We start from the raw sequence: 26,507 nt of genomic DNA, 5'->3' as shown, positions 1-26,507 counted from the left end.
AATAGTGTATAATCGATGTAATTAACAAAGTTACAACAAAAGGAGACACCTTATGACTTATGCATACCAAAGCCACATTTACCTAGCAGAGGCTGTTTTAAATGTCAAGGATTTAACGAATCAAACGGCTTTTTATCACCAGATTATCGGTTTGGAGATTTTGTCTCAAACGGAGACAGAAGCGATTTTGGGACTTGGTCGAAAAGCCTTGGTTCACTTGATTGCGACAGAAAAGGCTGGCGAAGTAAGGGAGCATTATGGACTCTACCATTTGGCGATTTTGTTGCCGACACGAAAAGCCTTGGCAGATGTCTTGAAACACCTAAGTGACTTGCGGATTCCTCTGGTCGGGGGTGCAGATCATGGATACAGTGAGGCTATTTATCTAGAGGATTTGGAAGGAAATGGCATTGAACTTTACCGTGATAAGCCAGTTTCGTCATGGGATATTCGAGAAGACGGCCGCATTATCGGTGTGACTGAGGCTCTTGCGGCACAGGACATTTATGAGCTAGGGGAAAAGGTGGATCCCTTTATCCTAGCTGAAGGGACGAGAATGGGGCATATCCATCTATCGGTGAAGGATAGTCGTGCGGCGAGCCAGTTTTATCAAAAGGTGTTAGGACTAGAGGATAAATTTAGCATTCCTAGTGCTAGTTGGATAGCGGCTGGTCAGTACCATCACCACCTGGCTGTCAACGAATGGGCTGGAAAAGGGCTAGCTCCGCGTGAGCAAGGCTTGCCAGGCTTGGCCTACTACGTCCTTGAGGTCGAAAGCAAGGAAGAACTCCTGAACATCGTTCAGCAAGCACAAGAGCTAGAAGCACCGATCGAATGGCTAAATTCGAGTGAACTGGATCTTGTAGACCCAGATGGGATTGTGACTCGCATTCGCTTGGCACGATGAAACGAGGAAAACACATTATTTATTTTAGAGACATAGGAAAAGGCGGACAAGCTCGCATTCTGTTTTTAGAATGCGGACTTGTCCGCTTTTTTATGAAATGACGAATCCTTTCTTGTCTTTAGCAATGGTATCTGCCGGGGATATTTTCCCTTTTCTGGGGGGTTCATGCTATAATACTAATAAACTTTTCTTTCTCTAGGAAGGAAAATGCTAAAAATCAGCTAGAATGCTGGCAATCGTCGTCACGATGCTTTTAAGAGAAAGTAGAACTTTGTTTGAACATCCGTATTGAGTTTAGGAGACGGGAAATAAGATGGACACAAGTGTAAAAAATTTAATCAGTATGGGCCCTCTGGAGGACTCTTTTATCTATTATGATTTGGGGAATCAAGTATTCTACAGTGCAAAACAAGGCATGAATTATTCAGCTATTGCAGCCCCTATTGCAATCTATTCCTTGCAACGGCTGTCAAAGTTGCTCAACCAAACCTTTGGAGATGTCTCATCCCCTCTTAATCTAATCTTCTTTATCTTGATGTCGCTGTTTTTAGTTTTTGGGACCATTCTCCTTGCCAAGTCTACCCGACGTAACATGAAGACAGATAGATTTAGAAAAGTCCGGCTGACAAAAGCCAATATCAAAACACTTAGGAGAAAATCAAGGGCGTTGACAGTAGTTGGCTACATTTTTGTTTTAATAACGATTTTTTCAGCCTATCGTTATCTGGCTGTTCCTGATTTTCAATTTTTAATTATGTACATGTTAGGGATTGGTATTCTTACATATATAGTTTATGATTTTCGGATGAAAACGCGCAAACGACTGTTCAAGGAGCTGATGGAGACATTACAGGACGGTAGCCGAGGGAAAGAGGGAGAAATGTAAGATGAGAAAAATCATTTATATAGGCCAAGGATGCCAGCAATCCGTCTACTATAACACAAAGACGAGAGAGGCTTTAGCGGCAGAATCTAGCGCCTCGTCAGAAACCGACGGTGCCATCAGTTCAAAGAAATCCAAGTGGCCTTGGGTTGTCTTCTTTATTTTCTTGCTAGTTGCTATCATCAGCATTTGGATTCGTTCCTTGATAGCACCCTTTAGATTGAGTGAGTGGATGGCACCTATCCATCTAGCCGCTATCCTTTTCGTTTTTATCGGAAGTATTTATGGATTTGAAAAACTTTTTTACAGTGGGGCTAAGTCGCTTGTCCCAGCAAGTGAAGAGCAGTTTAAAGAAGCAGTTGAAAGTAGTAAATTTTGGAGGAAGTCACCAGATAAGGAACCAACAGTCGATAAAATCATCTTGTATCTATTTGTTATCCTCGTTCTTCTATTCGTTTTTGTTATTGTTGTGTTCTTTGCCATACCTGGGACCTTCATTCCTTACTATGAGCATGAATGGTTTGAACCGTCCATGTTCATGGTACCCATCGGAGCAACAATCGTCCCAATTAGTGTCGTACTGCTCTTATTCCAAAACAATCCAATCCGCTGGCTCTTAGCTGTACGAAAATACAAGCAGGGGAAAGTGATATTTGGGGAGAAGAAGAACTAGAAACACGAGAGAAACGCTATTACCATTAACAGTGGTTGGTGATGTTTTATCAACAACCTATGATAAAATTGAAGTTTCTGATTATAGTGATTGGTGGAAACCGTGGTGATTTTATATGAGAAAAATAATTTTTATAGGACAGAGCGGTGATAAGGCCGTTTACTATAACACGCGAACAAAAGAGGCTCTCGTAGCCGATAAGAGTGCCCTCTTAAATACAGAAGGAGCTAGGAGATCGAATAGGGGGATTGCTCCTTTAATTGCTATATTCTCTTTGTTAGGTTTACTCGGAGGATTTGTTGCAATACCAATTTTCTCAGGCCTTCGTTATAATAGTGGGATGGTTCCTATTTTTATTCTTTGTCTTTCCTTTATCCTATTTGGATTTATATGGATGATGGAAGTCGCCTTATATAAAGGAGTGAAACGAGTCCAAGGAGCAACAAAGAAAGAGTTTAAAGAAGCAGTTTATTCAAATTTGTTCTGGGAAAATTTTAGTGAGAAAAAAGCGACGTTTGCGAAAATGTTGGCTTTTATGATTGTCATGCTACTAGTTTTTATGACTACTATAGTAATATTTGCTGCTGCAATTCCGGGCACTATTGACTCATTCAATAAGCAAGAGGCATTTGATATACAAATCTTTTTCTCGCCTTTAGCAGGTCTCTTTCCTGCCTTGTTGTACCTTTTCTTATTCCAAAACAACCCTATCCGCTGGTTCTTAGCTGTGCGAAAATATGAACAGGGGAAAGTGATATTTAATGAAGAAATAGAAAAGAGAGGATGATAATGTCACAAGAGAGATATTTGCAGATCAAAAAAGAGCATCAAGTTCGTAAGTTTGTGGGGCGTTTCCTCTTCATTCTTCTCGCTATACTCGATGTTCTACTGGTATCAAGTCATTCCAATTATGTCCCGCTTATAACGGTGGCTATGGTAACGATTGTGCCTTTTAATCATTTTCTACTTGGTCCTCTTAGGAGACAGAAAAAAGCCATAGAAAAAGAGCATCCAGAATGGAAAATACTCAGTACAAAGGGAGTAAAGGTTCCCTCGGCTGAAGCCAATAAAAGAACCTTGGCTGGCATTGGGATCTTGATGGCCTTGCTGCTGTCTTTTGGGCTATTCTATAAACCTGTGAAACAGCCGAACGACCAAGTAAACAAGCCGCCTAAGGTTGATTCTAAAACGCCTGAAACGTCCAAGCCTTCTGAGTCTGAGTCGTCCAGTTCCTCTATGATCAAAGAATCCAGTTCCTCAGAGTCGAAATCCTCGTCTTCGACTGAACAAAGTTCTAAAACCGAAAGTTCAGGAACAAAACCGTCAAAAAGTGAGTCCAATAATCCTTATTACCAGATTCCAGGACTTACTGACGAACAGGTGAGAGATATCATATCGAAATCTGTAAAAGATTTGAGAGAAAAACAGTCAAAAGAAAAATCCGAAGAGTAGACTCGAGAGCTTCAATGTCCTTCTGGACGAGTTCGTTTTGGGATTTTACCGTATTAAATAACAGGAGGAGTTCATATGAATAAAGAAGTGATTGGTTTGATAGTTGGGACAATCGTCATCTTCCTATCTTTTGTATTTGTGTGTGGGACCTTTCTTTTCCTCTATCTTCGGGATCAGAAGTTGGTCCGCCTTGCCAAGTCATCCGTACAGGGAACGGTTATCGGCTATAGCCGTTTTCGTGAGGGGTATCCACCTATCGTCGAATACACGGTGGATGGGATTGCTTATAAGAAAACCTTGCAGTATTTTATGTTCAAAACGGTCACAATTCCGTGGGGGACTACTAAATTTTTAAAGGACTATACAAGAGAAGATATGCTGGCCCCTTCGATCACTCGCTACAGCAACTCCTTTGTTTCCTTCAAACGCTTGATGCAGACCCATTTCCCCCTTCATTCGGAGCTGACAGTCTGGTATGATCCAGACAAGCCGACCAGGGCCTATGTCGAACGTTACAGCGGAATGGACAAGTTTTACAAGTGGTTTGGTATCGGATTTGGGCTGGCTCTAGTTATAGTCTATGGGATAGTGATCCTAGCCTTTTTGTCCAATTTGTCCAAGATATACGCATAAAGGTCAGTTGGTTGAAAGGAAACGTGACTTCCCATCGAGCTTCAAGGAGGACAGAGTTTCTTTTCCATTTCCATGCTTATCAATCTTTTCTATCTGATACAGAGGAGAGGTTGCCTCCTACAAATACAGACAGGAAGTGAATTTTGACAAAGCCCCTTATTCGAGATATAATGAAGAAAAAGTGACCAAGGATAAATTAATGACAAACTCAAAGTATATCACACGCCTGAAACGTTCAGAGGGCCAGTTGCGTGGGATTCAAAAGATGATTGAAGAAGATCGTGACTGCGCAGATATTGTTACGCAGTTGACAGCAGTGAAATCTAGCGTTGAGCGCGTGATTGAGATGATCATTACTGAAAATCTCACTGACTGCATCAACCAACCACTAGACGACCCCGAGGCTCAAAAGGAACGCCTAGAAAAGGCCATCCGATACCTGATTAAACGGAAATAAACTAATTTGCTATTGATAAACAATGCAGACAAAGGTATTTAAGTTTGTTTCGACAAAAAATCATGTCGGACAAATGGATGAGTTCCCCCAATACCAATGAGAAAACCTCTTTTTAGATACCATCAATTTGCTTCGTTTTATAGAAGCGACGGGTTACGAGCCCTATATCAGTGGGTTGCAGAAATGAAAAAACCGATTAAGTTCCTTAGTCGGTTTTTTGCTTATTCTACTTGACCGGGCCAAGCATTCATACCACCTTCTACATTGATAACGGTGATGCCTTGGGCGCTTAGAAATTCACAAGCAGATGCGGAACGGACTCCACCTTGACAGATGACATGATATTCCTGGTCAGGTTTGAGTTCTTTGTAACCTTGCTCCAAGGTACTTAAAGGCAGATTTTTGGCACCTGGTGCATGTCCTGCTTGGAATTCGTGCACTTCACGTACATCGATAAGGTTTAGATTTTCATTTAGGTATTTTTCATAAAAGTCAGCCATGCTGATACTCGTTTCCATATTCGACTCCTTCTGGATTAGCCATTTTATATAGTGAATAAGCGTCGTCAAGGTTTTGGACGGTAAATCCTACCGCTCGAGGCTACGCTCTGTGATATAGCTGCGCAAAACACTGTGGCAGCTAAGGATGTAGGTTTGGTTCTTGTCCGGCTCATCCAAGCTCTCCCCTAGTTCATTTAGGGGTTATGGATGGTATCGACTTTGGGTCGCCCACCTGAAATTCGCCACTTATCCGTACATCTAGGAATTTTTTGCCCTTATTCAGATTGTCTCCGAGCGGACACCATTGGATATTGTCGCTTAGACCTTCGATAAGGTTCAAGGCTGCGCAGCCAATTATTTTATGCTTCTAGATGACCTTACCTGTCCAAGCGCTCATACCGCCTCGGACATTTATGACATCATAGCCTTTTTTCTTAAGCTTTTTCGCAGCTAGTTTGCTTCGCACACCAGAATGACAAATGACATAAAGTGTTTCTTTTGTCGCTGGTGTATAAGATCCGATTTCGGATAGAGGGACATTCTTGGCATTTTTGATATGACCTCTATGGAATTCCGTAGGCGTCCGAACATCCAGTAGCTGAATCGGTTCTCTGAGTTTAGCTTCTAACTCGCTGGTCGAAATACTGTCAATTTTTGTAAATAATAAGTGAAACATAGGCACCTCCAAATATACCCTTACGGGGTATATTAAACCATGAAGTCAAGCTTTTGTCAAGTAAGTTGTTTTGAGTTGGGATGGGGAATGGTTTCGAGAGTCTAGAAAGCAGGCTATTTTTGACCTTTCAAAGGCTTTTTGATATGATGGGTCCAAAGTAAGTATGAGGTGATAAGATGACCAGTGAATACCAGAAAATGATAGCAGGGGAGCCTTACCGTCCGTCGGATCCTGAATTACAGACCTTGGCGCAGGCTTCTCGCCAAAAACAGTCTGCCTTTAACCGAGAAGAAGATCCCTTGAAGGGAGCGGATATTATCAAGACCTGGTTTGGTTCAACCGGGGAAAATCTCTATGTCAATCCACGCTTGGTGGTCGATTATGGAGTCAATATCCATCTAGGGGAAAATTTTTATTCTAATTGGAACTTGACCATGCTGGATGTTTGTCCGATTCGCATCGGGAACAACGCCATGATTGGTCCCAACTGTCAGTTTTTAACCCCACTCCATCCACTGGATCCGGATGAACGCAATTCAGGGGTCGAATACGGCAAGCCCATCACCATCGGAGACAATTTCTGGGCTGGTGGTGGCGTCATTGTCCTTCCTGGAGTGACACTGGGCAATAACGTCGTCGCTGGAGCAGGGGCCGTGATTACCAAGTCCTTTGGAGACAATGTTGTCCTAGCTGGCAATCCTGCGCGTGTTATCAAGGAAATACCAGTAAAAGAAAACTAAAAAGAACAGCTTGGGCTGTTCTTTTTATGAGCTTTAGTCTTATAGATTTTTCTTCTTTTTGGCTTTCTTGGTCAAGGAAACATCGCACTGAGAAATCTTGCTTGTCAGGTAGCTTGTCAGTTGGAAGTCGTCTACTTGAGGATGGAGATCGACTTCGTAGACGGTTTGCAAGGATTCACCAGCATTGCTGGTATCTACTGAAATAAGGTCAGACTCGGTACAAAATTGATCCAGCGCGACCTGGATAGTATCCAGGCGGTCTTCTTTATTGGGAAGTGTGATGGTTAAGAGTCTACGACGTTGGTGATTGCTCTTGCTCTGTTGTTTTTCCAAAAGGAGCCAAATGCCTAGGATAAAGACCGTGAAGAGAACTGCTAAGAGAAGGTAGCCTGTCCCTGCCGCCAGACCGATAATCATGGCTAGAAAGATAGCGATTAGCTCTCGAGAGCCACTCGTGGCAGAACGGAAACGAATGAGACTGAAGGTCCCTGCCACTGCAATCGACGTTCCGAGACTGCCATTGACGAGGAAGATGACCAGCGTCATTAAACAAGGTAAAAGGGTCAAACTGATGACAAATTCCCGTGTGTAAAGAGTCCGTTGCTTGTAGGCCCAGCTGAGTGCTAGTCCTAGAAAAAGGCTGACGACGAGGGCGAGCAGGAGTTGGAGGGGGTCAGCAGTGGCGGTTGCGTCGTTGAAAATAGAGTTAAAAAGGTTAGACATAAGCGTTACCTACACTTTCTCCGATGGGTTGTGGGGCATAGGCCAGTCCTTGTGATTTATGGTAGGCGCAGGAGTATTTTGAGAATCTTTGCTCTACCAGACCATATTTATCAAGGATATCCTGTAGCCATTGCGGTTTGTCACCAGGCGCTTTGATTTCCATGATGATCAGGTCGTCTTCTAAGAGAGGCAGGCCTTCCTTGTCTACAAATAGGCTGACATTTTCATCTCGATAGGTCAGGTTTTGGTCAAGAGTGACACGAATTTTCTGGTAGGGGAATCCTGGTATTTTCTTTTTTTCTTTTAGTGAAAAACGGTCATAAGAGATATAGATACGCGGTTTGAGAGCCTCGCTGTAGCGTTGGCGTAGCTTTTGCACCTCTGCTACCAGAAAGCTATCTTTGATCAGGTCTCCTCCCCAACCCTTGGTGATGAGTTGGGTGATGGTATCTGACTGGGATAGGACGCGGTGCTTGTGACCGATACCGGCTTCGTCTTTGGACTTGATTTCTAGAAAGACGGGGCTGTCAGCGCTTGGCCGTGCGAGATAGGTCCGCATACGGATTTTTTCCTTCTTTTGCTGATCCTGCAAGGAGTCTTGGATGAGCTGAAAATCTTCTGTGTCAAAGTAGATATTGGAAATGGTCGAAGTCGGATAGTCGTCCTCGACGAGGTAGTCTTTCAAATCTTCTATTAAATCCTGTAAGTCTGTTTTAGAAACCATATACTTGGTTTCGATCCGTTCAAAGCTTGTTTCTAGGGGTTTCATAAGCAATTTCTCCTTTAGATAAATCATAGATTAAACAAGGTAAACTTGCTTGGAACAAGTCTAGAGGACATTTCTAAAAGTTTTATTAAGCGAAACTTAACTGAAACTGAATTTAAGGAAACTTTCAGAAAAGTTTTAGTTTTGTTTCAGGAATCTTCTGTAGACTGTCAAGCTATATCATACGAAGGAGAGGAAAAAGTATGAAATCAAAAAAATGGACCCTACTCGCAACGAGTTTAACGGCAATGGTGCTGATGGCAGCATGTTCCCAGTCAACAACTACATCCAATACCAATGCAACGACAAATAGTGCAACAACGACTGCAACAAAGACAAACCAATCATCCTATTTTACAGAGAAGGACAATGATACCTCTTATGATGAAAGTACAGCTTCTAAGATTGAGTTATCTGGCTCATCAGCAAACGTCTCTGGAGATGGGGTGACAGTCTCTGAATCAACCGTGACCATCACAAAATCTGGGACCTATGTGATTTCAGGTCAGTCTGACGGAGTGCAGATCAAGATCGAGGCAGATAAGTCTGCAGATGTTCATCTAGTCCTAAAAGGTGCGACCATGACCAATACCAATGCAGCGATATCTGCGACATCAGCTGGTCATGTCTACTTGACTCTAGCAGAGGGAACTACCAACAGTCTCTCTGACTCAAGCTCTAACAGCGATGAAAAGGCTGACGCAGCTCTCTTTTCTAAGGTGGATTTGACCATTAACGGGAAAGGAACTCTCAATGTAGATGGCAAGAAGAACAATGGTATCAAGGCCAATGACACTCTCCACATCACGGGTGGAATCTATAACATCACAGCAGTTGGCGATGCCTTTAATGTCAATGATGAACTCAACATCACTGGTACGACCATGACTATCGATGCCAAGGAAGATGGCGTAAAGGTGGACAATGACGAGGATACTTCAGTCGGAACCATGTACCTATCCAACAACAACATCACCGTCACAGCAGGAGATGATGGCATCCACGCTTCTGGAGACCTGGTTATCGATAGTGGTACCTACACCGTCAAGAATTCGGCAGAAGGACTTGAAGGTAAGTCAATCACTATCAACGGTGGGGACATTAGCATCTATTCGACAGATGATGGAGTCAACGCAGCTAATAAAAACGCCCAACAGAGTGAAATCTTCTTCACCATGAACGGTGGGAACCTGACAGTAGAAGTCGGTCAAGGAGATACAGATCCAATCGACTCGAACGGCAATATCACAGTCACAGGTGGAAGCATTAAAATGACTGGTCAAACAGGTTTTGACTTTGATGGAACTGCGACCTACACAGGTGGAGATATCTATCTCAACGGTGAAAAACAAACGGAAATTGTCAACTCTATGCCTGGTGGCGGAGGACCAAATGGAGGCCCTCAAGGCGAAGGTCCAGCCCCTGGCGGACAAGGATAAAAAGAATCTCCTTTCTCGAAAGAGAAGGGAGAGTTTTTGTGCTTGAGAGATGGATTGTAGCTAAAATAACTTCCAATCAGGACTTGAGAACTTCTTGGTTCGGGTTATATAAAAATGCGTGAAATGGATTTCCATTGCTAAGGTTATTAGAGTTGCGATAGCAATGACGATGGTTGGATTGGCTGAGAAAAGTAGAGGAAGAATAGGCCTTTAAAAAGTGGGCAGGAAAGACCATTTCGGAGTATAGAGAGGAAGTTCAAAAACATTTTTAGAAATAAGACATGTGCATTATAAACATCAGATACGAATCTGGTGTTTTATTTTTTTAAAGAATTTAACTCTTTCTCTTGACAAGTGAGTGATTACTCACTACAATAGGTTTATATTTAGCAAGTGAGTAATCACTCACCAAGGAGGAAGTAAATGAAAACATTACTACATTTACAAGATTTAGTAAAATCTTTTGACCATCAAATAGTTCTGAATCATGTCAGCTTTGAATTGCAGCCAGGAGAAATTATAGGCTTAATTGGTCCGTCTGGTGCTGGTAAATCAACTATGATTAAGACTACGTTAGGAATGGAAAAGGCTGATGGAGGCGTAGCTTTAGTGTTAAATCACACTATGCCCAATCGCTATATTTTAGGAGATATTGGCTATATGGCCCAATCAGATGCTTTATACGAGACCTTGTCAGGCCAAGAAAATCTGGAATTTTTTGGTCAGCTAAAGGGGCTTTCTAAAAAAGACCTGAAGGCGGAAATTGCTTATATAGCTCAAGTAGTAGATCTGACAGACTACTTAAACAAGGCGGTATCTGGTTATTCTGGAGGAATGAAACGGCGTTTGTCACTGGCTATCGCGCTTTTAGGAAATCCTCAACTCTTGATTTTGGACGAACCGACAGTTGGAATCGACCCTTCTCTTCGAAAGAAAATCTGGAAAGAATTATTCGCGCTTAGAGACAATGGGGTTGGGATATTAGTTACTACCCATGTTATGGATGAAGCAGAGTTGACGGATAAGGTCGGCTTATTATTAGGCGGAAAAATCATTGCTTTTGATACACCGCAACACTTAAAAGAAAGTTATCAAGTTTCAAGTATTGAAGAAGTATTTTTAAAAGCAGAAGGTGAGTAAAATGAGAACAATAGCGATTGCAAAAAAGGTCATCAAAGAATTACTTCGTGACAAACGAACTCTAGCCCTGATGTTTATAGCACCTGTTTTTATCATGTGGTTGATGAACCTCATGTTTTCAGCTAGTACAACCGTGAATGTCAAGTTGGCAACACAGGATCTACCAACTGGTTTGGTAACGAAAATGGATGAGCTCGATCATGTGGACGTCGAGACTTATCAAGACTTAGATCAAGCCAAAGAAGCGCTAGCAAATGAAAAAGTCGATGCTGTGATTTCTTATAAAAACGGTGAGTACCAGGTCGACTACGCAAACACAGACGCCTCCAAAACCTCTATGATACGACAAGTGTTACGAACGAGTATCGCCAGTGAAGGCACCGATCAGTTAGTATCTCGTGTTAAACAAGCTTTTCCACAATTGGACTCGGACGCAAAAACACCAGAAATCAAGGAGTCTTACCAGTATGGAGATGAAAATACAAGCTTCTTTACCAGTATGATTCCGGTTTTGATAGGTTTTGTAGTTTTCTTCTTTGTCTTTTTGATTTCAGGTATGGCGCTTTTGAAAGAGCGCACCAGTGGAACACTAGAACGTTTGTTAGCAACACCAGTGAAACGATCTGAAATTGTCTATGGCTATATGTTGTCTTACGGTATTATTGCGATTTTTCAAACGGCAGTTGTCGTTTTAGCAGCAATTTGGCTACTAGATGTAGAAGTTGTAGGAAGTATTTTAAATGTTATAATAGTTAATGTGGTACTGGCTCTTGTAGCACTAGCTTTTGGAATTCTCTTGTCTACTCTAGCAAAATCAGAATTCCAAATGATGCAATTTATTCCTCTCGTGATTATGCCCCAACTTTTTTTCTCAGGAATTATTCCATTGTCATCCATGGGAGAATGGGCTCCAACTGTGGGGAAATTTTTGCCATTAACCTATTCTGGTGATGCAATAAGCCAGATTATTCTTTACGGGCACAATCTTGGTGATATTTTGTCAAATCTTGGTGTTTTAATGATTTTCTTGATCATTTTAACAATTCTCAATATTGTTGGATTGCGTCGTTATCGTAAAGTTTAGAAATAAACATAAATAATGCTAAAAAGGTGTGAAGATTAGATGGATAAGACTGTTTTTGAATCGTTTGAAGATTACTTAGAAGAAGCGAATTACCCTCAAGGAAAGAAAAAAATCATGCAGGCAGCAGTGGATCTCATATCAACCAGGAGTTACCATGGGACCTCAACTCTTCACATAGCTGAGCGTGCTGGACTAAGCCAGGCAACTTTGTTTAAGTATTTTAAGACGAAGGATGATTTACTGACGGCTATTTTACATCCTGTAGTCCCAGGCATTTTCGGTAGTTTTTTTGAGGAACTCTTAGCTTTTGAAACGACAGAAGAGAGGGTTCGTTATCTCGTCCATGATCGTATGAGCTATCTCAAAAAAAATCGTGCTTTGATGAAAATCATTCTGCAGGAGAGTTTTTCAAATAAAAAACTAAAAAATGAACAGATTTTTATCTGGAATGCTATTCAAGATAAACTGCGAGTACTTCATAAGGAATTGCTAGCAGATCCACGTGTAAATCCAGAGTTAACGAGTCCTCAAATGGTTCGTATTTGTGTTGGCCCGTTGTTGGCTTACTTCGCTCAGCTTTATATCGTTAGTGACAACGGAGAAATAAAGGAAGAAGATCTAGACTTATTAGAAAAACAGATTTTAGGTGGTTTGTGGAAATAGAGTAGGCCTAGACAAATAGAGGCTAGATTCTATTGGTTTGGCTTCTTGTACAAGATAATATAAAAGGGTATACATTACCTGATGCAGATTTGTGCTTTTTTATTATTGAATTTGGTATTTTGGTGATAGTCCTCAATCACTTTGCCAAAACAGAAACCGACTTCTCCAGCGGTGCAACGATTTCTCAGGTGTATGGAAGAGGAGATTTCTGGCTTGCTAAAGACAACTCCTTGACACTCCGTCAGTTTTTGATACAATAGTACAAAATTAGAGGAGGTGGGCGATGATTCAGAAGCATGCGATTCCCATTTTAGAGTTTGATGATAACCCCCAAGCGGTCCTTATGCCAACACATGAGGGGTTAGACTTGAAGTTGCCAAAGAAGTGTATCTATGCATTTTTGGAGGAGGAGATTGACCGCTATGCTCAGGAAGTAGGGGCGGACTGTGTTGGTGAGTTCGTTTCTGCCACCAAAACCTATCCAGTATATGTCATCAACTACAAGGACGAGGAGATCTGTCTAGCCCAGGCGCCCGTGGGCTCTGCCCCAGCGGCCCAGTTTATGGATTGGTTGATTGGCTATGGTGTGGAGCAAATCATTTCCACTGGTACTTGTGGAGTCCTAGCCGATATAGAGGAAAATGCCTTTCTCGTCCCTGTTCGCGCTCTGCGAGATGAGGGGACCAGCTACCACTATGCAGCGCCTTCTCGTTATATGGAGATGCAGCTTGAGGCTATCTCTGCCATTGAGCAAGTCTTGGAACAAAGAGGCATTCCTTACGAGGAGGTCATGACCTGGACGACAGATGGTTTTTATCGAGAGACAGCTGAAAAGGTTGCCTATCGCAAGGAAGAAGGCTGTGCAGTTGTGGAGATGGAGTGCTCGGCTCTTGCGGCAGTAGCCCAACTACGTGGGGTTGTCTGGGGGGAATTGCTCTTTACCGCAGATTCCTTAGCAGATTTAGAGAACTACGACAGTCGCGACTGGGGCTCAGAAGCTTTTGATAAGGCACTCGAACTCTGTCTTGCCATTGTGCACCACATGTGAGTGTTCTGACTGTTTTTATGGTAGAATGTAGTTATGTTATTCAAATCTTTTTTGGAAAAAATCAAGACGATACTGGGACGCTTGTCGCCAGCCCGTCGCATCTTTTTAAGTTTTGCCCTAGTGATCTTCTTAGGTTCGCTTCTTTTAAGTCTCCCCTTTGTGCAAGCAGGAACGTCACAAGCGACCTACTTTGACCATCTCTTTACAACTGTGTCCATGGTCTGTGTGACAGGGCTCTTCACCCAGCCGGTGGCCTCTACTTACAATATCTGGGGCCAGTTGATCTGCATGATCTTGATCCAGATCGGTGGTTTGGGGCTCATGACCTTTATCGGAATCTTTTATATCCAAGGCAAGCAAAAGCTCAGTCTTCGTGGTCGTGAGACCATTCAAGAAAGTTTCAGTTATGGGGAAACTCAGTCTCTAAAGGACTTTATCCGCTCGATCTTTCTGACGACTTTTCTGGTGGAAGGGATTGGTGCCTTTCTCTTGAGTTTCCGCTTTATTCCTGAGTTTGGCTGGGGGCGAGGGATTTTAACCTCTATCTTTTTGGCCATTTCAGCTTTCTGTAATGCTGGATTTGATAATTTTGGAAGTACGAGTTTGCTAGCCTTTCAAACGGACCCCTTGATCAATCTAGTCATTGCAGGTTTGATTATCACGGGTGGGCTAGGATTTATGGTCTGGTTTGATTTAGCGACCCAGTTTGGAAAAAAGAAAAAACGCCACCTGCGTTTCCATACCAAGTTAGTTCTCTTTTTAACGGTAGGAATTTTACTCTTTGGAACCGTATCGACTCTCTTAATTGAGTGGAACAATCCTGGGACGATTGGAAATCTCAGCGCTCCAGAGAAACTACTGGTTAGTTTCTTCCAGACCGTCAGCATGAGAACGGCAGGATTTGCTTCCATTGACTACACCCAGGCTCGACCAGTTACCTTACTGATATACATCTTGCAGATGTTTCTGGGAGGGGCACCTGGAGGGACAGCAGGGGGGCTCAAGATTACGACCTTCTTTGTCTTGTTGGTCTTTGCTCGTAGCGAATTGTTGGGCTTGCCCCATGCCAATGTAGCTCGGAGGACCATTGAACCCCGAACCGTGCAAAAATCTTTCAGTGTCTTTATTATCTTCTTGCTGACCTTCTTGCTGGGCTTGATCTTACTAGGGATAACAGCAGAGGGAAATCCGCGTTTTATTTACCTCATGTTTGAGACCATTTCAGCCCTTGCGACAGTTGGGGTGACGGCAAATTTAACGCCGGAGCTAGGCAAGTTAGCTCTCAGCATCGTGATGTTGCTGATGTTTATCGGCCGTATTGGTCCCTTGACACTACTGGTCAGTGTAGCGGAATACCAGCCAGACAAGAAAGATACGATTCACTATATGAAAGCAGATATCACTATCGGATAAGAAAGGAAGAACGATGTCAGATCGGACAATTGGAATTTTAGGCTTGGGAATTTTTGGGAGCAGTGTTTTGGCTGCCCTAGCCAAGCATGACATGAATATCATTGCTATTGATGACCACGAGGAGCGCATTAATCAATTTGAACCTGTGCTGGCGCGTGGAGTAGTTGGAGATATCACGGATGAAGAACTCCTTCTATCAGCGGGGATTGACACCTGTGATACCGTAGTTGTCGCAACAGGGGAAAATCTGGAGTCCAGTGTTCTAGCGGTTATGCACTGCAAGAGTCTAGGAGTGCCGACCGTCATTGCCAAGGTAAAAAGTCATACAGCTAAAAAGGTTCTAGAAAAAATTGGTGCGGACGCAGTCATCTCGCCAGAGTTTGAAATGGGGCGCTCATTAGCACAGACCATCCTCTTTCATAACAGCGTGGATGTCTTTCAGCTGGACAAGAATGTTTCGATTGTCGAGATGAAAATCCCCCAATCATGGGTAGGTAAAAGCCTCAGTCAGTTGGATTTACGTGGGCGATACAACCTCAATGTACTTGGTTTTCGTTCCTACGAAAATGCTCCTCTGGATGTCCAATTCGGACCCAATGACCTCTTGCAGGCAGATTCCTATATCATGGCAGTCATTAATAACCAACATTTGGACACCCTAGCTGAACTGAGTGAGTAAGAGAGGAAGGGTACTCTCTTTTCCAATAATTAACGAGTCAATATAAGTATTTTATAAGAGGGATTTAAGAAAAATTTTAACTTTTTCTTAATCCTTTTTAATTTTAGGAGATTATACTAGAGTCATCAAAAAAAAGAAAGCTCTAAGGAGAATCCTATGAAATTTAATCCAAATCAGAGATATACTCGTTGGTCTATTCGCCGTCTCAGTGTCGGTGTTGCTTCAGTTGTTGTGGCCAGTGGCTTCTTTGTCCTAGTTGGTCAACCAAGTTCTGCGCGTGCTGATGTCGTCAATCCGACTCCTGCCCAAGTCGTACCAGGCGCTGCTTCGGTGAGTGAAAAGAGCGACTTACCAGCAGAGGTTCTCAAAAAAGCAGTCGATGTAGCTCTTCCTTCAGAACAGTCTATTCCAACACCTAAAGCAAGTGTGGATACGACAAGCTCTTCAGAAAAAGCGGACGAAACTGCTAAAGAGCTAGTAGCAGCACCAAAAGAAGAAGTGCAAGCACAATCTGACTCTAAGAAACAAACAGAAGATGCAGTTAAACCTGTGGAAAGTTCTGAGTCTACAGTTTCTGGACAAGACCGTGAAGCCAGTGAAGCACAACCAGCGACCACTCCAGCTGAAGTGCAAAAAGGTGTGGCTGACAACACCAAAGATACAGTAGACGTCCCAGCTAGCTACCTTGACAAAGCCAATTTCCCAGGACCATTTACAGCCGGTGTTAACCAAGTCATTCCATACGAAGCTTTTGGTGGCGATGGCATGTTGACTCGCCTGATTTTGAAAGCATCAGACAAAGCCCCATGGTCAGACAACGGAACGGCTAAAAATCCAGCTCTCCCACCAGTAGAGAAATTGGGCAAAGGTCTTTACTTCTACGAAGTAGACTTGGCAGGCACCCAAGGAAAATCTGACAAAGACTTGCTTGACCTCTTGAAACAAAATGGTACGCAAAGCTATAAAGCTACTATCAAGGTGTACGGTGCAAAAGACGGCAAGCCTGACTTAACTAATCTGGTAGCGACTAAAGATTTGACTGTTAATTTGAATGGTTTGACCACACCAAATCAGGTTAAAGACTCTGTTGCTAATAACATCAAAAATAGCATTGATGTTCCAGCTAGCTACCTTGAAAAAGCAAATGTTCCAGGTCCATTCTTGGCCGGTGTCAATCAAGTTATTCCATACGAAGCTTTTGGTGGAGATGGCATGTTGACTCGCCTCTTGTTAAAAGCTTCAGACAAAGCCCCATGGTCAGACAACGGAACGGCTAAAAATCCTGCTCTATTGCCGCTTGAAGGCTTGGCTAAAGGCCAATATTTCTACGAAGTGGATTTGAATGGCAATACGGTTGGCAAAGATGGTCAGGCCTTGCTTGAGCAACTTCGAGCTAACGGAACACATACATACCTAGCTACTGTTAAAGTCTATGGTGCTAAAGATGGCAAACCTGATTTGACCAATCTGATTGCTACTCGTCAAGTAACGATTCAGCTTCGTGGAAAAGAAATGGCGACAATACCATCTCAACAAGGTCAGATGAATACGAAACCTTCTGAAACAGGCTCTACAGGTACGACTGAGGGTATGATGGGTACAAATCACCATATGTCAGATATGAAGGTCGATCAACCAGCTTCTAGCCCAATGGCTAATATGATGAAAAAAGATGATAAAGCGATGCTACCAAATACTGGGGAAGCTAAAACAGCTACAGCTGGCCTTGGTATCTTTGGTCTAGCCTTGGCAGGTCTTGTTGGACTTTTAGGTTTGACAACTAAACGAGAAGATTAAGATTCAAATCACTTAAACATTAGAGAAAATAGTGTTATACTAAAGCAAGTATAACACTGTTTTTATCGAAGGAGTGTCAGATGAAAAAGACAATTTTGCTGGTTGATGATGAGATAGATATCCTAGATATTCAAAACCGCTATCTTATACAGGCAGGTTACGACGTTTTGGTCGCCCATGATGGTAAGGAGGGGTTAGAGCTTTTCAGAAAAAAATCTATCGACCTTATTATCACAGATATCATGATGCCCAATATGGATGGGTATGATTTTATTAGTGAAGTTCAGTATATCGCTCCGGATCAACCCTTCCTCTTTACAACTGCTAAGACAAGCGAACAGGATAAGATTTATGGATTAAGTTTGGGGGCAGATGATTTTATAGTCAAACCCTTTAGCCCACGCGAATTGGTTTTAAGAGTGAATAATATCTTGCGTCGCCTTAGCCGTGGAGGAGAGACAGAACAGATCGAGTTTGGTGACTTGGTAATCAACCATGTGACTCATGAAGTTCGCATTGGGGAGCAACCTTTGGAATTGACAGTAAAATCCTTTGAACTTCTATGGATATTGGCCAGCAATCCTGAGAGAGTCTTTTCAAAGACGGAACTTTACGAGAAGGTATGGCAAGAGGACTATGTGGATGATACCAATACACTCAATGTTCATATTCATGCTTTGAGGCAAGAGTTGACTAAGTATACAAATTCAAATGCTCCTGCTATCAAAACTGTCTGGGGTTTGGGCTATAAGATGGAAAAACCAAGAGGTAGAAAATGAAATTAAAAAACTATATTCTAGTGGGGTATCTAGTGTCGACTCTACTAACGATTTTGGTCGTTTTCTGGGCAGTCCAACGAATGTTGATCGAGAAAAGTGAAGTTTACTTTCTAGTTGGAATGACCTTGATTGCTAGTTTCATTGGCGCTGCAGTGAGTATCTTTCTTCTGTCGCCTGTTTTTTCTTCTCTGAAACATTTGAAAAAACAAGCTCAGGATATAGCAAGCAAGGATTTCAGCACAGAAATCGAAACCAAAGGACCATTAGAATTTCAAGAGCTGGGTCAGGCTTTTAATGACATGTCCCACAATTTGCAAGCCACCTTTCAATCACTTGATGAGAGCGAGCAAGAAAAGAGAATGATGATTGCGCAGCTCTCTCACGATATTAAAACTCCCATTACCTCTATTCAGGTTACTGTGGAGGGAATTCTAGATGGGGTGATTAAGGAAGAGGAGCGGCTCCACTACTTAGCCACGATTGGTCGGCAAACTGAGCGTCTAAACAAGCTAGTGGAGGAATTGGATGTTTTGACTCTCAATACACAACCTCAAGACACTGATACTGAAGAAGTCGAAGAGGTCTTTTTAGACCAGCTGCTGATTGAGTCAATGAGTGAATTCCAACTCCAGATTGAACAAGAGGAGCGGGATGTTTACATTCAAGTATCACCTGAGTCAGCGAAAATCAAGAGCCATTCTGACAAACTTTCTCGCATTCTAGTCAATTTGTTAAACAATGCCTTTAAATATTCAGAACCAGGAACCAGAATCGAGGTTCTTGCCCAATTAACAGAACAAGAGCTGACAATCAGTGTGAAAGACGAGGGTCAGGGGATCCTTCCTGAAGATTTGGAAAAGATTTTTAAACGACTTTATCGTGTAGAAACTTCGCGCAATATGAAGACAGGTGGACATGGCTTAGGTCTTGCGATTGCACGAGAACTAGCTCATCAGCTTGGTGGCGAAATCACAGCAGAAAGTCAATATGGCTTAGGAAGCAAGTTTACATTCTGTCTCAATTTGAAATAAAACCGTAAAATCCCTTTACATATCTAGCTTTTCATGGTATAATAGCCTTTGTGTGAAATAGCAGCAGGAAAGCATGAAGCTCGTCAACAGGTGTCTTATGACAAGTAACCTTGGCTGTTTAGGCGAAGGGCATCTGCACGAATCAGGGCTTTCTAAGTGACTATTTCCGCCAAATATTATTTATATCAGGAGGACATACATATGTCACGTTATACAGGACCATCTTGGAAACAAGCTCGTCGCCTTGGCCTTTCACTTACAGGTACAGGTAAAGAATTGGCACGTCGTAACTACGTACCAGGACAACACGGACCAAACAACCGTTCTAAATTGTCAGAATACGGTTTGCAATTGGCTGAAAAACAAAAACTTCGTTTCACTTACGGTGTAGGTGAAAAACAATTCCGTAACTTGTTCGTACAAGCTACAAAAATCAAAGGCGGAATCCTAGGTTTCAACTTCATGCTTCTTTTGGAACGTCGTTTGGATAACGTTGTTTACCGTCTTGGTCTTGCGACTACTCGTCGTCAAGCTCGTCAATTCGTAAACCACGGTCACATCCTTGTTGACGGAAAACGCGTTGATATCCCATCATACCGTGTAACTCCAGGTCAAGTAATCTCAGTTCGTGAAAAATCATTGAAAGTTCCAGCAATCCTTGAAGCAGTAGAAGCTACTCTTGGACGTCCAGCATTCGTATCATTCGATGCTGAAAAATTGGAAGGTTCATTGACTCGCTTGCCAGAACGCGACGAAATCAACCCAGAAATCAACGAAGCACTTGTCGTTGAATTCTACAACAAGATGCTTTAATTTTAAGAAATATCTTACAGAAAGCCTACAACAGTGGGCTTTTTGCTTTGTCTTAAAAGGTTGATTTCTGGGTTTGCTTAGATATTTGCTAGATTGATTTCATTGCTGCTTCAAAGAATGAGACGGCTTTTTTTGCGTTCTCTTTTGAGAGGTAAAAAGAAGCGTGACCCTCCCACAGCTATAGAGCTTTTAGGCGGGAAAACCACACTTCTTTCTTGAATTAATTTTACATCATTTTGACTTAAAAAACAAATAGAGGCGTCCCACCTCCTACCGCAGAAAGATCTGTTTCAAGGGGAGATGGAAAACCTCTATTCGTTAATTTAATTATAGCCTAAAAAACTTTTAAATACAAGGCTATTGAGATAGTAAGGGGGAAAAAAGAAGTAACCATCATTCCGACCACATAGTAGACAGGGGGGAACAAGATTACTTCCTTTATTTACTTAAGTATACAACATTTTTACAAGAAAGCAAAGTAGCAGGTTAGTCTAATGGGGTGCTTGTTGTACTTTAGCAAGTAAGGTGTGCTATAATGCTTTTAACAGGAACTAAAAGCCATTAGTAAATAACTAATATTGGGTCATATTGTTCCGATGTTAGAGAGAAGGAACTTAATGAAATTATGGGAATATGTTGATAAAAATGTTCGCCTTATTTTAGAAGATGGGACCTCCATCAAGGGTAGGGTGGTTGATTGGTTTGACGGTTATGATTTAGATGGTCCTGACGAAATAGTTATAGGTGATCGCTCATATCCTGAAGATATTATCAAGAAAATCAAAATTATTAGTGCTTAGTTCAACCTAGGCGATTTTATCGACTAACTATAAAAAGTATAAGAACTATCGAAAAAATAGCAGAGAGGAAAATAAATGAGTAAACAGCTTTGGAAGTATCTTCGATCAAGGGTTCAGATAGTCACTAATTGCGATAAGATAATCAAGGGACGTGTCATAGACTTTGTTGACGAAATGGACAATGATGAGCAAGATGAAATCACTATTCTCATTGCTAATCCTAGTCCAGATGAAGCTACTGAAATTTCTCTCTTTGAGAGTGAGATTGTCTCGATTAAAACAATCTCATAGGACTTAGAACAATCTAGGTGCTTTTACCTGCCTTATTTGAAAGAAAACACTATGGAAAAGGATTTAGTTTATATGGCAATATTAGATGATTTACAAGAGTTATATGACAATGGTTGGGATGCCTCTTTTGATTATAATGGTCAAGTATGTGGGATTTTTCCTAATTCTGTTCATGATATTGTAGTGGTGATTGGAGATAAGGAATACCAGGTATCATCATTCATTGATCTGATTTCTCTAAAAATTGACGATAACACTTTAGTAGAAATTATGGATGGAATTGAAGTGCAGTATTATTAAAATAAAAATCATCTTTGATGAATGAACTGCACCCCAAAAATTAGATTTTGTCTGTTAAATTTTTGGAACGTAGCTCAATATGCTACAACGTTCTTATTAGGAGGGGAAGGGTAATGGGTTATAGTCAACAAGTATTAGACATGCTCCAGCAAACAGTCAGTGGTCAGATTGATAATTTTTGGGATTTTTCCTTTACGTTTAACGCTCTTTTTGGAGAAGATGCGGAATTTTCCGAGGCTTGGGATAATGAAAACTCTGAAATGTTTGACGCTCTCAATGACTTTGAGTTGATGATATTTTTAGAGGAACATGATCCAAGCGACAAACAAGGTTTTATCGATTTCTTAACACCTTACTACGAAAAAGCAAAGCAATTAGCCAATATTGAAAGGAATATTTAAATGACACTCTGGAAATTTAACCGTACAGATGTAATTATCACGTTAAAAAATGGCGCGGTAGTTAGAGGATTTGTAGAAGACTATTGTGACGCCTCTGACAATGACGAGGAGATTGACTCCTTGCTGGTAGATGTTGATGGAACTCTTTATGAATATTTTGAAGATGAAATCGTCAGCATCATAGAAAGCTAGTAGTGGGAATAGAATCTAAGGAAAAAATCTTGTTTGTTGAGATTGTTTTAGTTGGGATGGTCCTATATGAAAAAGGATGAAATTAAAAAATATTTAGACAAAGATCTTGAATTTAATTATAATAGCCGAGGTGCTTGCTTTTTATCGAGTATATGTGTAGTTGGTTATGATTATGAAGGTCAGCAGTTTGATACAATTGATGAAGCTATGGAAGCTAAAGTATTTGACGGGAAAAGCTTAGTAGATATATGGGATGAAGTTTTTCCACAAGTTTTTTAAAATGAAAAGCACCTTTGATGAACTGCACCCCAAAAGTTAGATTTTTTCTGTCTAACTTTTGGGGTGCAGTTCAAATGTATGAGATATTTTTAGTTTTGATTTAATTTCGATATTTTTCCGGAAAATACTTATTTTTCGGAAAGTCAAGATTTTGTTATTATTTATGATATACTGGTACCGTAATTATATCCTTACAGAGGTTAAGTAAGGGTTTCAGTACACGTCAATAGATGTCAAAATATTGATTTTAAGCGATTTTTGATTTTTGGAAACTCATTATATCGCACTACAAATCAATAAAAACTCTACCTTTTACTCTACCTTTTTTAGATAAATATATCATCTGGATATTGAAGTTAAGCCCTGCTATCATTTCGATGGCAGGGCTTTTTAATGTTTGGGACACTACCTTCTTATCTATATTTTGATGGAGCTGAAGTTGACATCTACAAAGTTTAATGTTAAAATACATTCAAAAATATATTTGAATGAGGTGCTTTATGGTTCAAAATGTTGTTACTTCAATAATCCTGTATTCTGGGACAGCCGTAGACTTACTTATTATCCTAATGTTATTTTTTGCCAAAAGAAAAAGCAGAAAAGACATCATTAACATCTATTTAGGACAATTTCTAGGCTCTGTTAGTCTAATATTGCTAAGTTTACTTTTTGCATTTGTCTTAAATTATATTCCTAGTAAAGAGATTTTAGGTTTGCTCGGTTTGATTCCAATTTTCCTAGGACTCAAAGTTTTGCTTTTAGGAGATTCTGATGGAGAAGCTATTGCAAAAGATGGTTTGCGCAAAGATAATAAAAACCTGATTTTTCTAGTCGCTATGATTACTTTTGCAAGTTGTGGTGCTGACAATATTGGTGTTTTTGTCCCATATTTTATTACCTTAAATTTAGCGAATTTGATAGTGGCTTTACTTACCTTTCTAGTCATGATTTATCTCTTGGTTTTTTCTGCCCAAAAATTGGCACAAGTCCCTTCTGTTGGAGAAACTTTGGAAAAATATAGCAGATGGTTTATTGCCGTTGTTTATTTAGGACTGGGGATGTATATCCTGATTGAAAACAACAGCTTTAACATGCTAAGGACTGTGTTCGGCTAGGAGAAAAAATTATGAAAAAAGATAGTATCTGCCAAGTGAATATTATAAATCAGCAAAATGTTACAACCGCAACGAACTACCTTGAAAAGGAAAAAGTCCAAAAATCACTTCGTATTTTATCAAAGTTTACCGATAATAAACAGATAAATATCATCTTTTATCTCCTTGCTGTTGAAGAACTCTGTGTCTGTGATATAGCCTGTTTACTAAATCTCAGTATGGCATCTGCCTCCCACCATCTTCGTAAACTAGCCAATCAAAACATCTTGGATACTAGAAGAGAGGGGAAAATTATATATTATTTTATAAAAGATGAGGAAATCAAAGACTTTTTTAATCAACTAGGATAACAACTATTTTTACTACTTTATCATGATTATATATAGGACTTATCTATGAAATTTTTTGATAAAAATTACTCACATGAAAGACTACTCGTAGCAAATCTTTAAGAAAAAAGTATAATTTAAAGCAAAGCGACCTAGGTAATGCAGGTCAAGTTAGCCAAGTTTAAAAGGGAGAAATCTGAAAGAAAATGTATCTTTGATAGTAGTCATTTATTGTGAAATATGATATATTTATTGATTAGATGGATGAATATTTCTAAAGTTAAATAAAATATGACAGATACATGCTTTTTAGTGTATCTTGTTTGTACTCAAAATATGAAGTGACTATCCAATATTTAAGATTAATAAATATTATACGATGAGATAGAATACTACAAAATGAAAGGCAACGTAATCTGATGAAGAAAGATAGATTAATTGCATTGACAGATGCTGTTCTAGCAATTATTATGACCATTTTGATTTTAGAGTTAGAAAAACCAACGACACCAAGTCTTCAAGCTTTTTGGGATTTACGGCAAAATTTCTTTGCTTATTTTCTTTCCTTTTTCTGGTTGGGATCGTTATGGATGGCACTAAACACATTATGGGAAAAGGTTGAGAAAATTTCCTCAGAAATTATTTGGTGGAATTTGTTTCTACTCTTGGAGCGGCAGGAGTTCTCTTTGGAGAATTTCATGCCATCCAAGATACCAGTCTGAATGATGTGGTGGACCGGATCTATATAAATGTCAAGGATTTACCGTTTCAGTCCTTGGGAGCTTTAGCTAATATCCTGTCTGATGTTAAGAAGGGACTGATTCAAGACAGTCATATCTGGTCTTTCTTCCAGTCATTTTTCAAACAATATCAGTTGATAATCAGCTTAAATCAGATCTATCAGTTTGTCTATCTTTCTCTGATGGAGATCATGTCCTATCTTCACTTTGATTATTGGAAAAAAACGGCTCGGTCAGGAGCTAGTATGAATAAGGAGAACAAATGAAACGTTTAAAAATGTTATGGCATATTATGCAGGTTACGGGTTTTACTCGGTTTGCTCTGAGTTTTGTGACCTTTGTTTTTGGGTCAGGAGGCGTGCTTTTCCTAGTTGAACCTGCTATCACAAATTACGGAGACGGTCTTTGGTATGCTTTTGTGACTTCGACGACTGTCGGCTACGGGGATCTCCTAGCTGTGACCTTGATTGGAAGGATTACCAGTGTCTTCTTGACGATTTATGGGCTCATATTTTTTGGCTGTTTATCAGCTGTTATTTTTAATTATTATACCAATTTAAATAAGGAAAGAGGAGAGGACAAATGACTGCCAATTATTCAACACGGGAATACCGTGAGAAATTATACGATGACCTTCATGTTCGATTGAGAGATACAGCGATTTTGATGTGTGCAATTTTTATTGCCTCTATCGGACTAAATATGAATTCAACAGCTGTCATTATAGGAGCCATGTTGATTTCACCTCTCATGACACCGATTGTTGGACTGGGATTCGGTTTAGCTATTTTTGATACGCGTTTAATCAAGCAATCTCTAGAGGTTTTATTGACTCAAGTGTTGGTCAGTTTGCTTGTCTCGACTCTGTATTTCTGGATTTCTCCCTTGTCTTATGCAAGTAGCGAGTTGATTGCACGAACCTCTCCAACCATTTGGGATGTCCTCATTGCTATTGCTGGTGGGATTGCTGGTGTGATCGGTTCAAGGAAAAAAGAAGCAAACAATATCGTGCCAGGAGTAGCCATTGCTACAGCTCTGATGCCGCCTATCTGTACTGCTGGCTATGGTTTAGCTAATGGGAATGTACGATTTTTATTGGGGGCTCTCTATCTTTTCTTGATCAACTGTGTCTTTATCATGCTAGCCAACATTGTTGGAACAAGAATTTTGATGAGAAAATCTCCTTTAACTTCATTTAAAGAGCTGAGCATTAAAATGAGAATTGGCTTGATATCTTTGATTGTATTGTTGATTCTTCCAGCTAGCTATTCGGCAGTTACTCTGACAATAGAACAAGCGCGCAAAGAAGGGATCAAACAGTTTGTAGGAAAAGAGTTCGCCAATTATACGGTTATTAATCAAGTCTACAAGTCAAGTAACAATGAATTGGTCTTGACGGTTGTTGGAGATCCGATTTCAGAAGAAGAATTAGAAACACTCCACCAAAAACAAGCCTCTTACGGTATTCAATCTGTTCAATTGAAAGTGAATCAAGTTCAGAACTCGCCAACATTAGATAGTGAAGCGACCAAGGAATTTTATGAAAACATTGACAAGTATATTGATCAAAAACTCTCTGAAAAAGATTCACAAAACGATCTCGTAAAAGAAAATGAAGCAGACAAGGATTGAGGACAATGAACTGAATCGGTTTTTACGCCGTGTTTTTCTTGTATCTTCCTCTTTCTTACTTATAGCAGGTTGTTTTTGCTTGAATAAGAAATAAATTAGAAGTTCTATCATCTAAGAAAAATGATGAAAAAA

General features: G+C 40.6%; 35 protein-coding genes and 2 pseudogenes. 31 read left to right on the top strand and 6 right to left on the bottom strand.

Annotated elements, in window-relative coordinates; all coding sequences use genetic code 11:
* The first annotated feature begins 52 nt into the window (after positions 1–52).
* The 7 genes from P8P68_RS06780 to P8P68_RS06750 all read left to right on the top strand — a co-directional run bounded on the left by P8P68_RS06780 (position 53) and on the right by P8P68_RS06750 (position 5,005).
* Positions 53–907, top strand: a complete 855-nt coding sequence (locus P8P68_RS06780) for a VOC family protein (RefSeq protein WP_000220443.1) — start codon at positions 53–55, stop codon at positions 905–907.
* 313 nt (positions 908–1,220) lie between these two features.
* A complete protein-coding gene (locus P8P68_RS06775; protein ID WP_278275798.1) occupies positions 1,221–1,793 on the top strand; it encodes a hypothetical protein in 573 nt (190 codons plus the stop codon).
* A 1-nt stretch (position 1,794) separates the two neighbouring features.
* Entirely contained in the window at positions 1,795–2,463 is a 669-nt protein-coding gene (locus tag P8P68_RS06770; protein WP_278275797.1) for a hypothetical protein, read from the top strand.
* Between the two features lie 115 nt (positions 2,464–2,578).
* Positions 2,579–3,250, top strand: a complete 672-nt coding sequence (locus P8P68_RS06765) for a hypothetical protein (RefSeq protein WP_001226099.1) — start codon at positions 2,579–2,581, stop codon at positions 3,248–3,250.
* A 2-nt stretch (positions 3,251–3,252) separates the two neighbouring features.
* Positions 3,253–3,915, top strand: coding sequence for a hypothetical protein (locus P8P68_RS06760; RefSeq protein ID WP_278275796.1), 663 nt, complete (start codon positions 3,253–3,255; stop codon positions 3,913–3,915).
* A gap of 75 nt (positions 3,916–3,990) precedes the next feature.
* Positions 3,991–4,548 (top strand): DUF3592 domain-containing protein, encoded by a 558-nt coding sequence (locus P8P68_RS06755; protein ID WP_278275795.1) that lies wholly within the window; start codon positions 3,991–3,993, stop codon positions 4,546–4,548.
* Positions 4,549–4,747: 199 nt separating this feature from the next.
* The gene (locus P8P68_RS06750; protein ID WP_002880547.1) at positions 4,748–5,005 is read left to right on the top strand and encodes a metal-sensitive transcriptional regulator; all 258 of its coding nucleotides are present in this window, start codon (positions 4,748–4,750) and stop codon (positions 5,003–5,005) included.
* A gap of 221 nt (positions 5,006–5,226) precedes the next feature.
* Here P8P68_RS06750 and P8P68_RS06745 read toward each other — a convergent pair whose 3' ends face one another.
* The 3 genes and pseudogenes from P8P68_RS06745 to P8P68_RS06740 all read right to left on the bottom strand — a co-directional run bounded on the left by P8P68_RS06745 (position 5,227) and on the right by P8P68_RS06740 (position 6,181).
* A complete protein-coding gene (locus P8P68_RS06745; RefSeq protein ID WP_278275794.1) occupies positions 5,227–5,523 on the bottom strand; it encodes a rhodanese-like domain-containing protein in 297 nt (98 codons plus the stop codon).
* Positions 5,498–5,863 (bottom strand): annotated as a pseudogene (locus tag P8P68_RS09495) (rhodanese-like domain-containing protein); the annotation flags it as partial. The gene P8P68_RS06745 and the pseudogene P8P68_RS09495, both read right to left, overlap by 26 nt.
* Before the next feature lie 9 nt (positions 5,864–5,872).
* Entirely contained in the window at positions 5,873–6,181 is a 309-nt protein-coding gene (locus P8P68_RS06740; protein ID WP_000468875.1) for a rhodanese-like domain-containing protein, read from the bottom strand.
* Between the two features lie 176 nt (positions 6,182–6,357).
* Here P8P68_RS06740 and P8P68_RS06735 point away from each other — a divergent pair, with 176 nt between their 5' ends.
* Positions 6,358–6,921, top strand: coding sequence for a sugar O-acetyltransferase (locus P8P68_RS06735; RefSeq protein WP_278275793.1), 564 nt, complete (start codon positions 6,358–6,360; stop codon positions 6,919–6,921).
* A 39-nt stretch (positions 6,922–6,960) separates the two neighbouring features.
* Here the strand turns inward: P8P68_RS06735 and P8P68_RS06730 are convergent, their stop codons facing one another.
* Positions 6,961–7,644, bottom strand: coding sequence for a DUF4956 domain-containing protein (locus tag P8P68_RS06730; protein ID WP_247943098.1), 684 nt, complete (start codon positions 7,642–7,644; stop codon positions 6,961–6,963).
* Entirely contained in the window at positions 7,637–8,413 is a 777-nt protein-coding gene (locus P8P68_RS06725; RefSeq protein ID WP_278275792.1) for a polyphosphate polymerase domain-containing protein, read from the bottom strand. Before P8P68_RS06725 ends, P8P68_RS06730 begins: the two co-directional genes overlap by 8 nt.
* A 200-nt stretch (positions 8,414–8,613) precedes the next feature.
* On the opposite strand from P8P68_RS06725, the gene P8P68_RS06720 reads away from it, so the two are divergent.
* The 17 genes from P8P68_RS06720 to P8P68_RS06640 all read left to right on the top strand — a co-directional run bounded on the left by P8P68_RS06720 (position 8,614) and on the right by P8P68_RS06640 (position 22,559).
* Positions 8,614–9,849 carry a carbohydrate-binding domain-containing protein gene (locus P8P68_RS06720; RefSeq protein WP_278275791.1) on the top strand — a complete coding sequence of 412 codons (1,236 nt, stop codon included), beginning with the start codon at positions 8,614–8,616 and terminating at the stop codon, positions 9,847–9,849.
* A 423-nt stretch (positions 9,850–10,272) separates the two neighbouring features.
* A complete protein-coding gene (locus tag P8P68_RS06715; RefSeq protein ID WP_000854376.1) occupies positions 10,273–10,989 on the top strand; it encodes an ABC transporter ATP-binding protein in 717 nt (238 codons plus the stop codon).
* Position 10,990: 1 nt separating this feature from the next.
* The gene (locus P8P68_RS06710; protein WP_278275790.1) at positions 10,991–12,073 is read left to right on the top strand and encodes an ABC transporter permease; all 1,083 of its coding nucleotides are present in this window, start codon (positions 10,991–10,993) and stop codon (positions 12,071–12,073) included.
* A 39-nt stretch (positions 12,074–12,112) separates the two neighbouring features.
* On the top strand, positions 12,113–12,736 hold the full coding sequence (locus tag P8P68_RS06705; protein ID WP_033629180.1) for a TetR/AcrR family transcriptional regulator: 624 nt from the start codon (positions 12,113–12,115) through the stop codon (positions 12,734–12,736).
* Between the two features lie 283 nt (positions 12,737–13,019).
* A complete protein-coding gene (locus tag P8P68_RS06700; RefSeq protein ID WP_101800290.1) occupies positions 13,020–13,784 on the top strand; it encodes a nucleoside phosphorylase in 765 nt (254 codons plus the stop codon).
* Positions 13,785–13,817: 33 nt separating this feature from the next.
* Positions 13,818–15,197: a potassium transporter TrkG gene (locus P8P68_RS06695; protein WP_217971014.1), complete on the top strand. Its 1,380-nt coding sequence runs from the start codon at positions 13,818–13,820 to the stop codon at positions 15,195–15,197.
* 13 nt (positions 15,198–15,210) lie between these two features.
* Positions 15,211–15,876, top strand: a complete 666-nt coding sequence (locus tag P8P68_RS06690) for a TrkA family potassium uptake protein (protein ID WP_278275789.1) — start codon at positions 15,211–15,213, stop codon at positions 15,874–15,876.
* A gap of 156 nt (positions 15,877–16,032) precedes the next feature.
* Complete coding sequence (locus P8P68_RS06685) at positions 16,033–17,673, top strand: fibronectin-binding SSURE repeat-containing protein (protein WP_278275788.1); 1,641 nt, start codon at positions 16,033–16,035, stop codon at positions 17,671–17,673.
* Positions 17,674–17,753: 80 nt separating this feature from the next.
* Entirely contained in the window at positions 17,754–18,452 is a 699-nt protein-coding gene (locus P8P68_RS06680) for a response regulator transcription factor (RefSeq protein ID WP_125384924.1), read from the top strand.
* Positions 18,449–19,483, top strand: coding sequence for a HAMP domain-containing sensor histidine kinase (locus tag P8P68_RS06675; RefSeq protein ID WP_125384923.1), 1,035 nt, complete (start codon positions 18,449–18,451; stop codon positions 19,481–19,483). The genes P8P68_RS06680 and P8P68_RS06675 overlap by 4 nt, the downstream gene beginning before the upstream one ends.
* Before the next feature lie 201 nt (positions 19,484–19,684).
* Complete coding sequence (gene rpsD / locus P8P68_RS06670) at positions 19,685–20,296, top strand: 30S ribosomal protein S4 (RefSeq protein ID WP_000092756.1); 612 nt, start codon at positions 19,685–19,687, stop codon at positions 20,294–20,296.
* Positions 20,297–20,913: 617 nt separating this feature from the next.
* Positions 20,914–21,096, top strand: coding sequence for a hypothetical protein (locus P8P68_RS06665; RefSeq protein ID WP_000780387.1), 183 nt, complete (start codon positions 20,914–20,916; stop codon positions 21,094–21,096).
* A 75-nt stretch (positions 21,097–21,171) separates the two neighbouring features.
* Positions 21,172–21,387, top strand: a complete 216-nt coding sequence (locus P8P68_RS06660) for a hypothetical protein (protein WP_000043341.1) — start codon at positions 21,172–21,174, stop codon at positions 21,385–21,387.
* A 72-nt stretch (positions 21,388–21,459) separates the two neighbouring features.
* The gene (locus tag P8P68_RS06655; protein ID WP_009013763.1) at positions 21,460–21,687 is read left to right on the top strand and encodes a hypothetical protein; all 228 of its coding nucleotides are present in this window, start codon (positions 21,460–21,462) and stop codon (positions 21,685–21,687) included.
* A 113-nt stretch (positions 21,688–21,800) separates the two neighbouring features.
* Positions 21,801–22,088 carry a hypothetical protein gene (locus P8P68_RS06650; protein WP_000542381.1) on the top strand — a complete coding sequence of 96 codons (288 nt, stop codon included), beginning with the start codon at positions 21,801–21,803 and terminating at the stop codon, positions 22,086–22,088.
* Positions 22,089–22,280, top strand: coding sequence for a hypothetical protein (locus P8P68_RS06645; protein WP_000177340.1), 192 nt, complete (start codon positions 22,089–22,091; stop codon positions 22,278–22,280).
* A gap of 66 nt (positions 22,281–22,346) precedes the next feature.
* Positions 22,347–22,559: a hypothetical protein gene (locus P8P68_RS06640; protein WP_000710706.1), complete on the top strand. Its 213-nt coding sequence runs from the start codon at positions 22,347–22,349 to the stop codon at positions 22,557–22,559.
* Between the two features lie 286 nt (positions 22,560–22,845).
* Here the strand turns inward: P8P68_RS06640 and P8P68_RS09490 are convergent, their stop codons facing one another.
* Complete coding sequence (locus P8P68_RS09490) at positions 22,846–23,031, bottom strand: hypothetical protein (RefSeq protein WP_009013804.1); 186 nt, start codon at positions 23,029–23,031, stop codon at positions 22,846–22,848.
* Positions 23,032–23,059: 28 nt separating this feature from the next.
* Between P8P68_RS09490 and P8P68_RS06635 the strand changes: the two genes are divergently transcribed.
* From P8P68_RS06635 to P8P68_RS06610, 6 genes and pseudogenes are all read left to right on the top strand, one after another.
* Positions 23,060–23,674, top strand: coding sequence for a CadD family cadmium resistance transporter (locus P8P68_RS06635; protein WP_000250556.1), 615 nt, complete (start codon positions 23,060–23,062; stop codon positions 23,672–23,674).
* An 11-nt stretch (positions 23,675–23,685) separates the two neighbouring features.
* Entirely contained in the window at positions 23,686–24,024 is a 339-nt protein-coding gene (gene cadX / locus P8P68_RS06630; RefSeq protein ID WP_000711083.1) for a Cd(II)/Zn(II)-sensing metalloregulatory transcriptional regulator CadX, read from the top strand.
* A gap of 398 nt (positions 24,025–24,422) precedes the next feature.
* Positions 24,423–24,668 (top strand): annotated as a pseudogene (locus P8P68_RS06625) (TMEM175 family protein); the annotation flags it as partial.
* On the top strand, positions 24,650–25,009 hold the full coding sequence (locus P8P68_RS06620; RefSeq protein WP_231088896.1) for a hypothetical protein: 360 nt from the start codon (positions 24,650–24,652) through the stop codon (positions 25,007–25,009). The pseudogene P8P68_RS06625 and the gene P8P68_RS06620, both read left to right, overlap by 19 nt.
* Positions 25,006–25,329 carry a potassium channel family protein gene (locus P8P68_RS06615; protein ID WP_000825751.1) on the top strand — a complete coding sequence of 108 codons (324 nt, stop codon included), beginning with the start codon at positions 25,006–25,008 and terminating at the stop codon, positions 25,327–25,329. The genes P8P68_RS06620 and P8P68_RS06615 overlap by 4 nt, the downstream gene beginning before the upstream one ends.
* Complete coding sequence (locus P8P68_RS06610; protein ID WP_000126416.1) at positions 25,326–26,375, top strand: DUF389 domain-containing protein; 1,050 nt, start codon at positions 25,326–25,328, stop codon at positions 26,373–26,375. Before P8P68_RS06615 ends, P8P68_RS06610 begins: the two co-directional genes overlap by 4 nt.
* Positions 26,376–26,507: the final 132 nt, after the last annotated feature.

This window comes from Streptococcus sp. D7B5, from assembly GCF_029691405.1.
Taxonomy (GTDB): Bacteria; Bacillota; Bacilli; order Lactobacillales; family Streptococcaceae; genus Streptococcus.
This window is presented reverse-complemented; position numbering and strand designations above follow the sequence as displayed.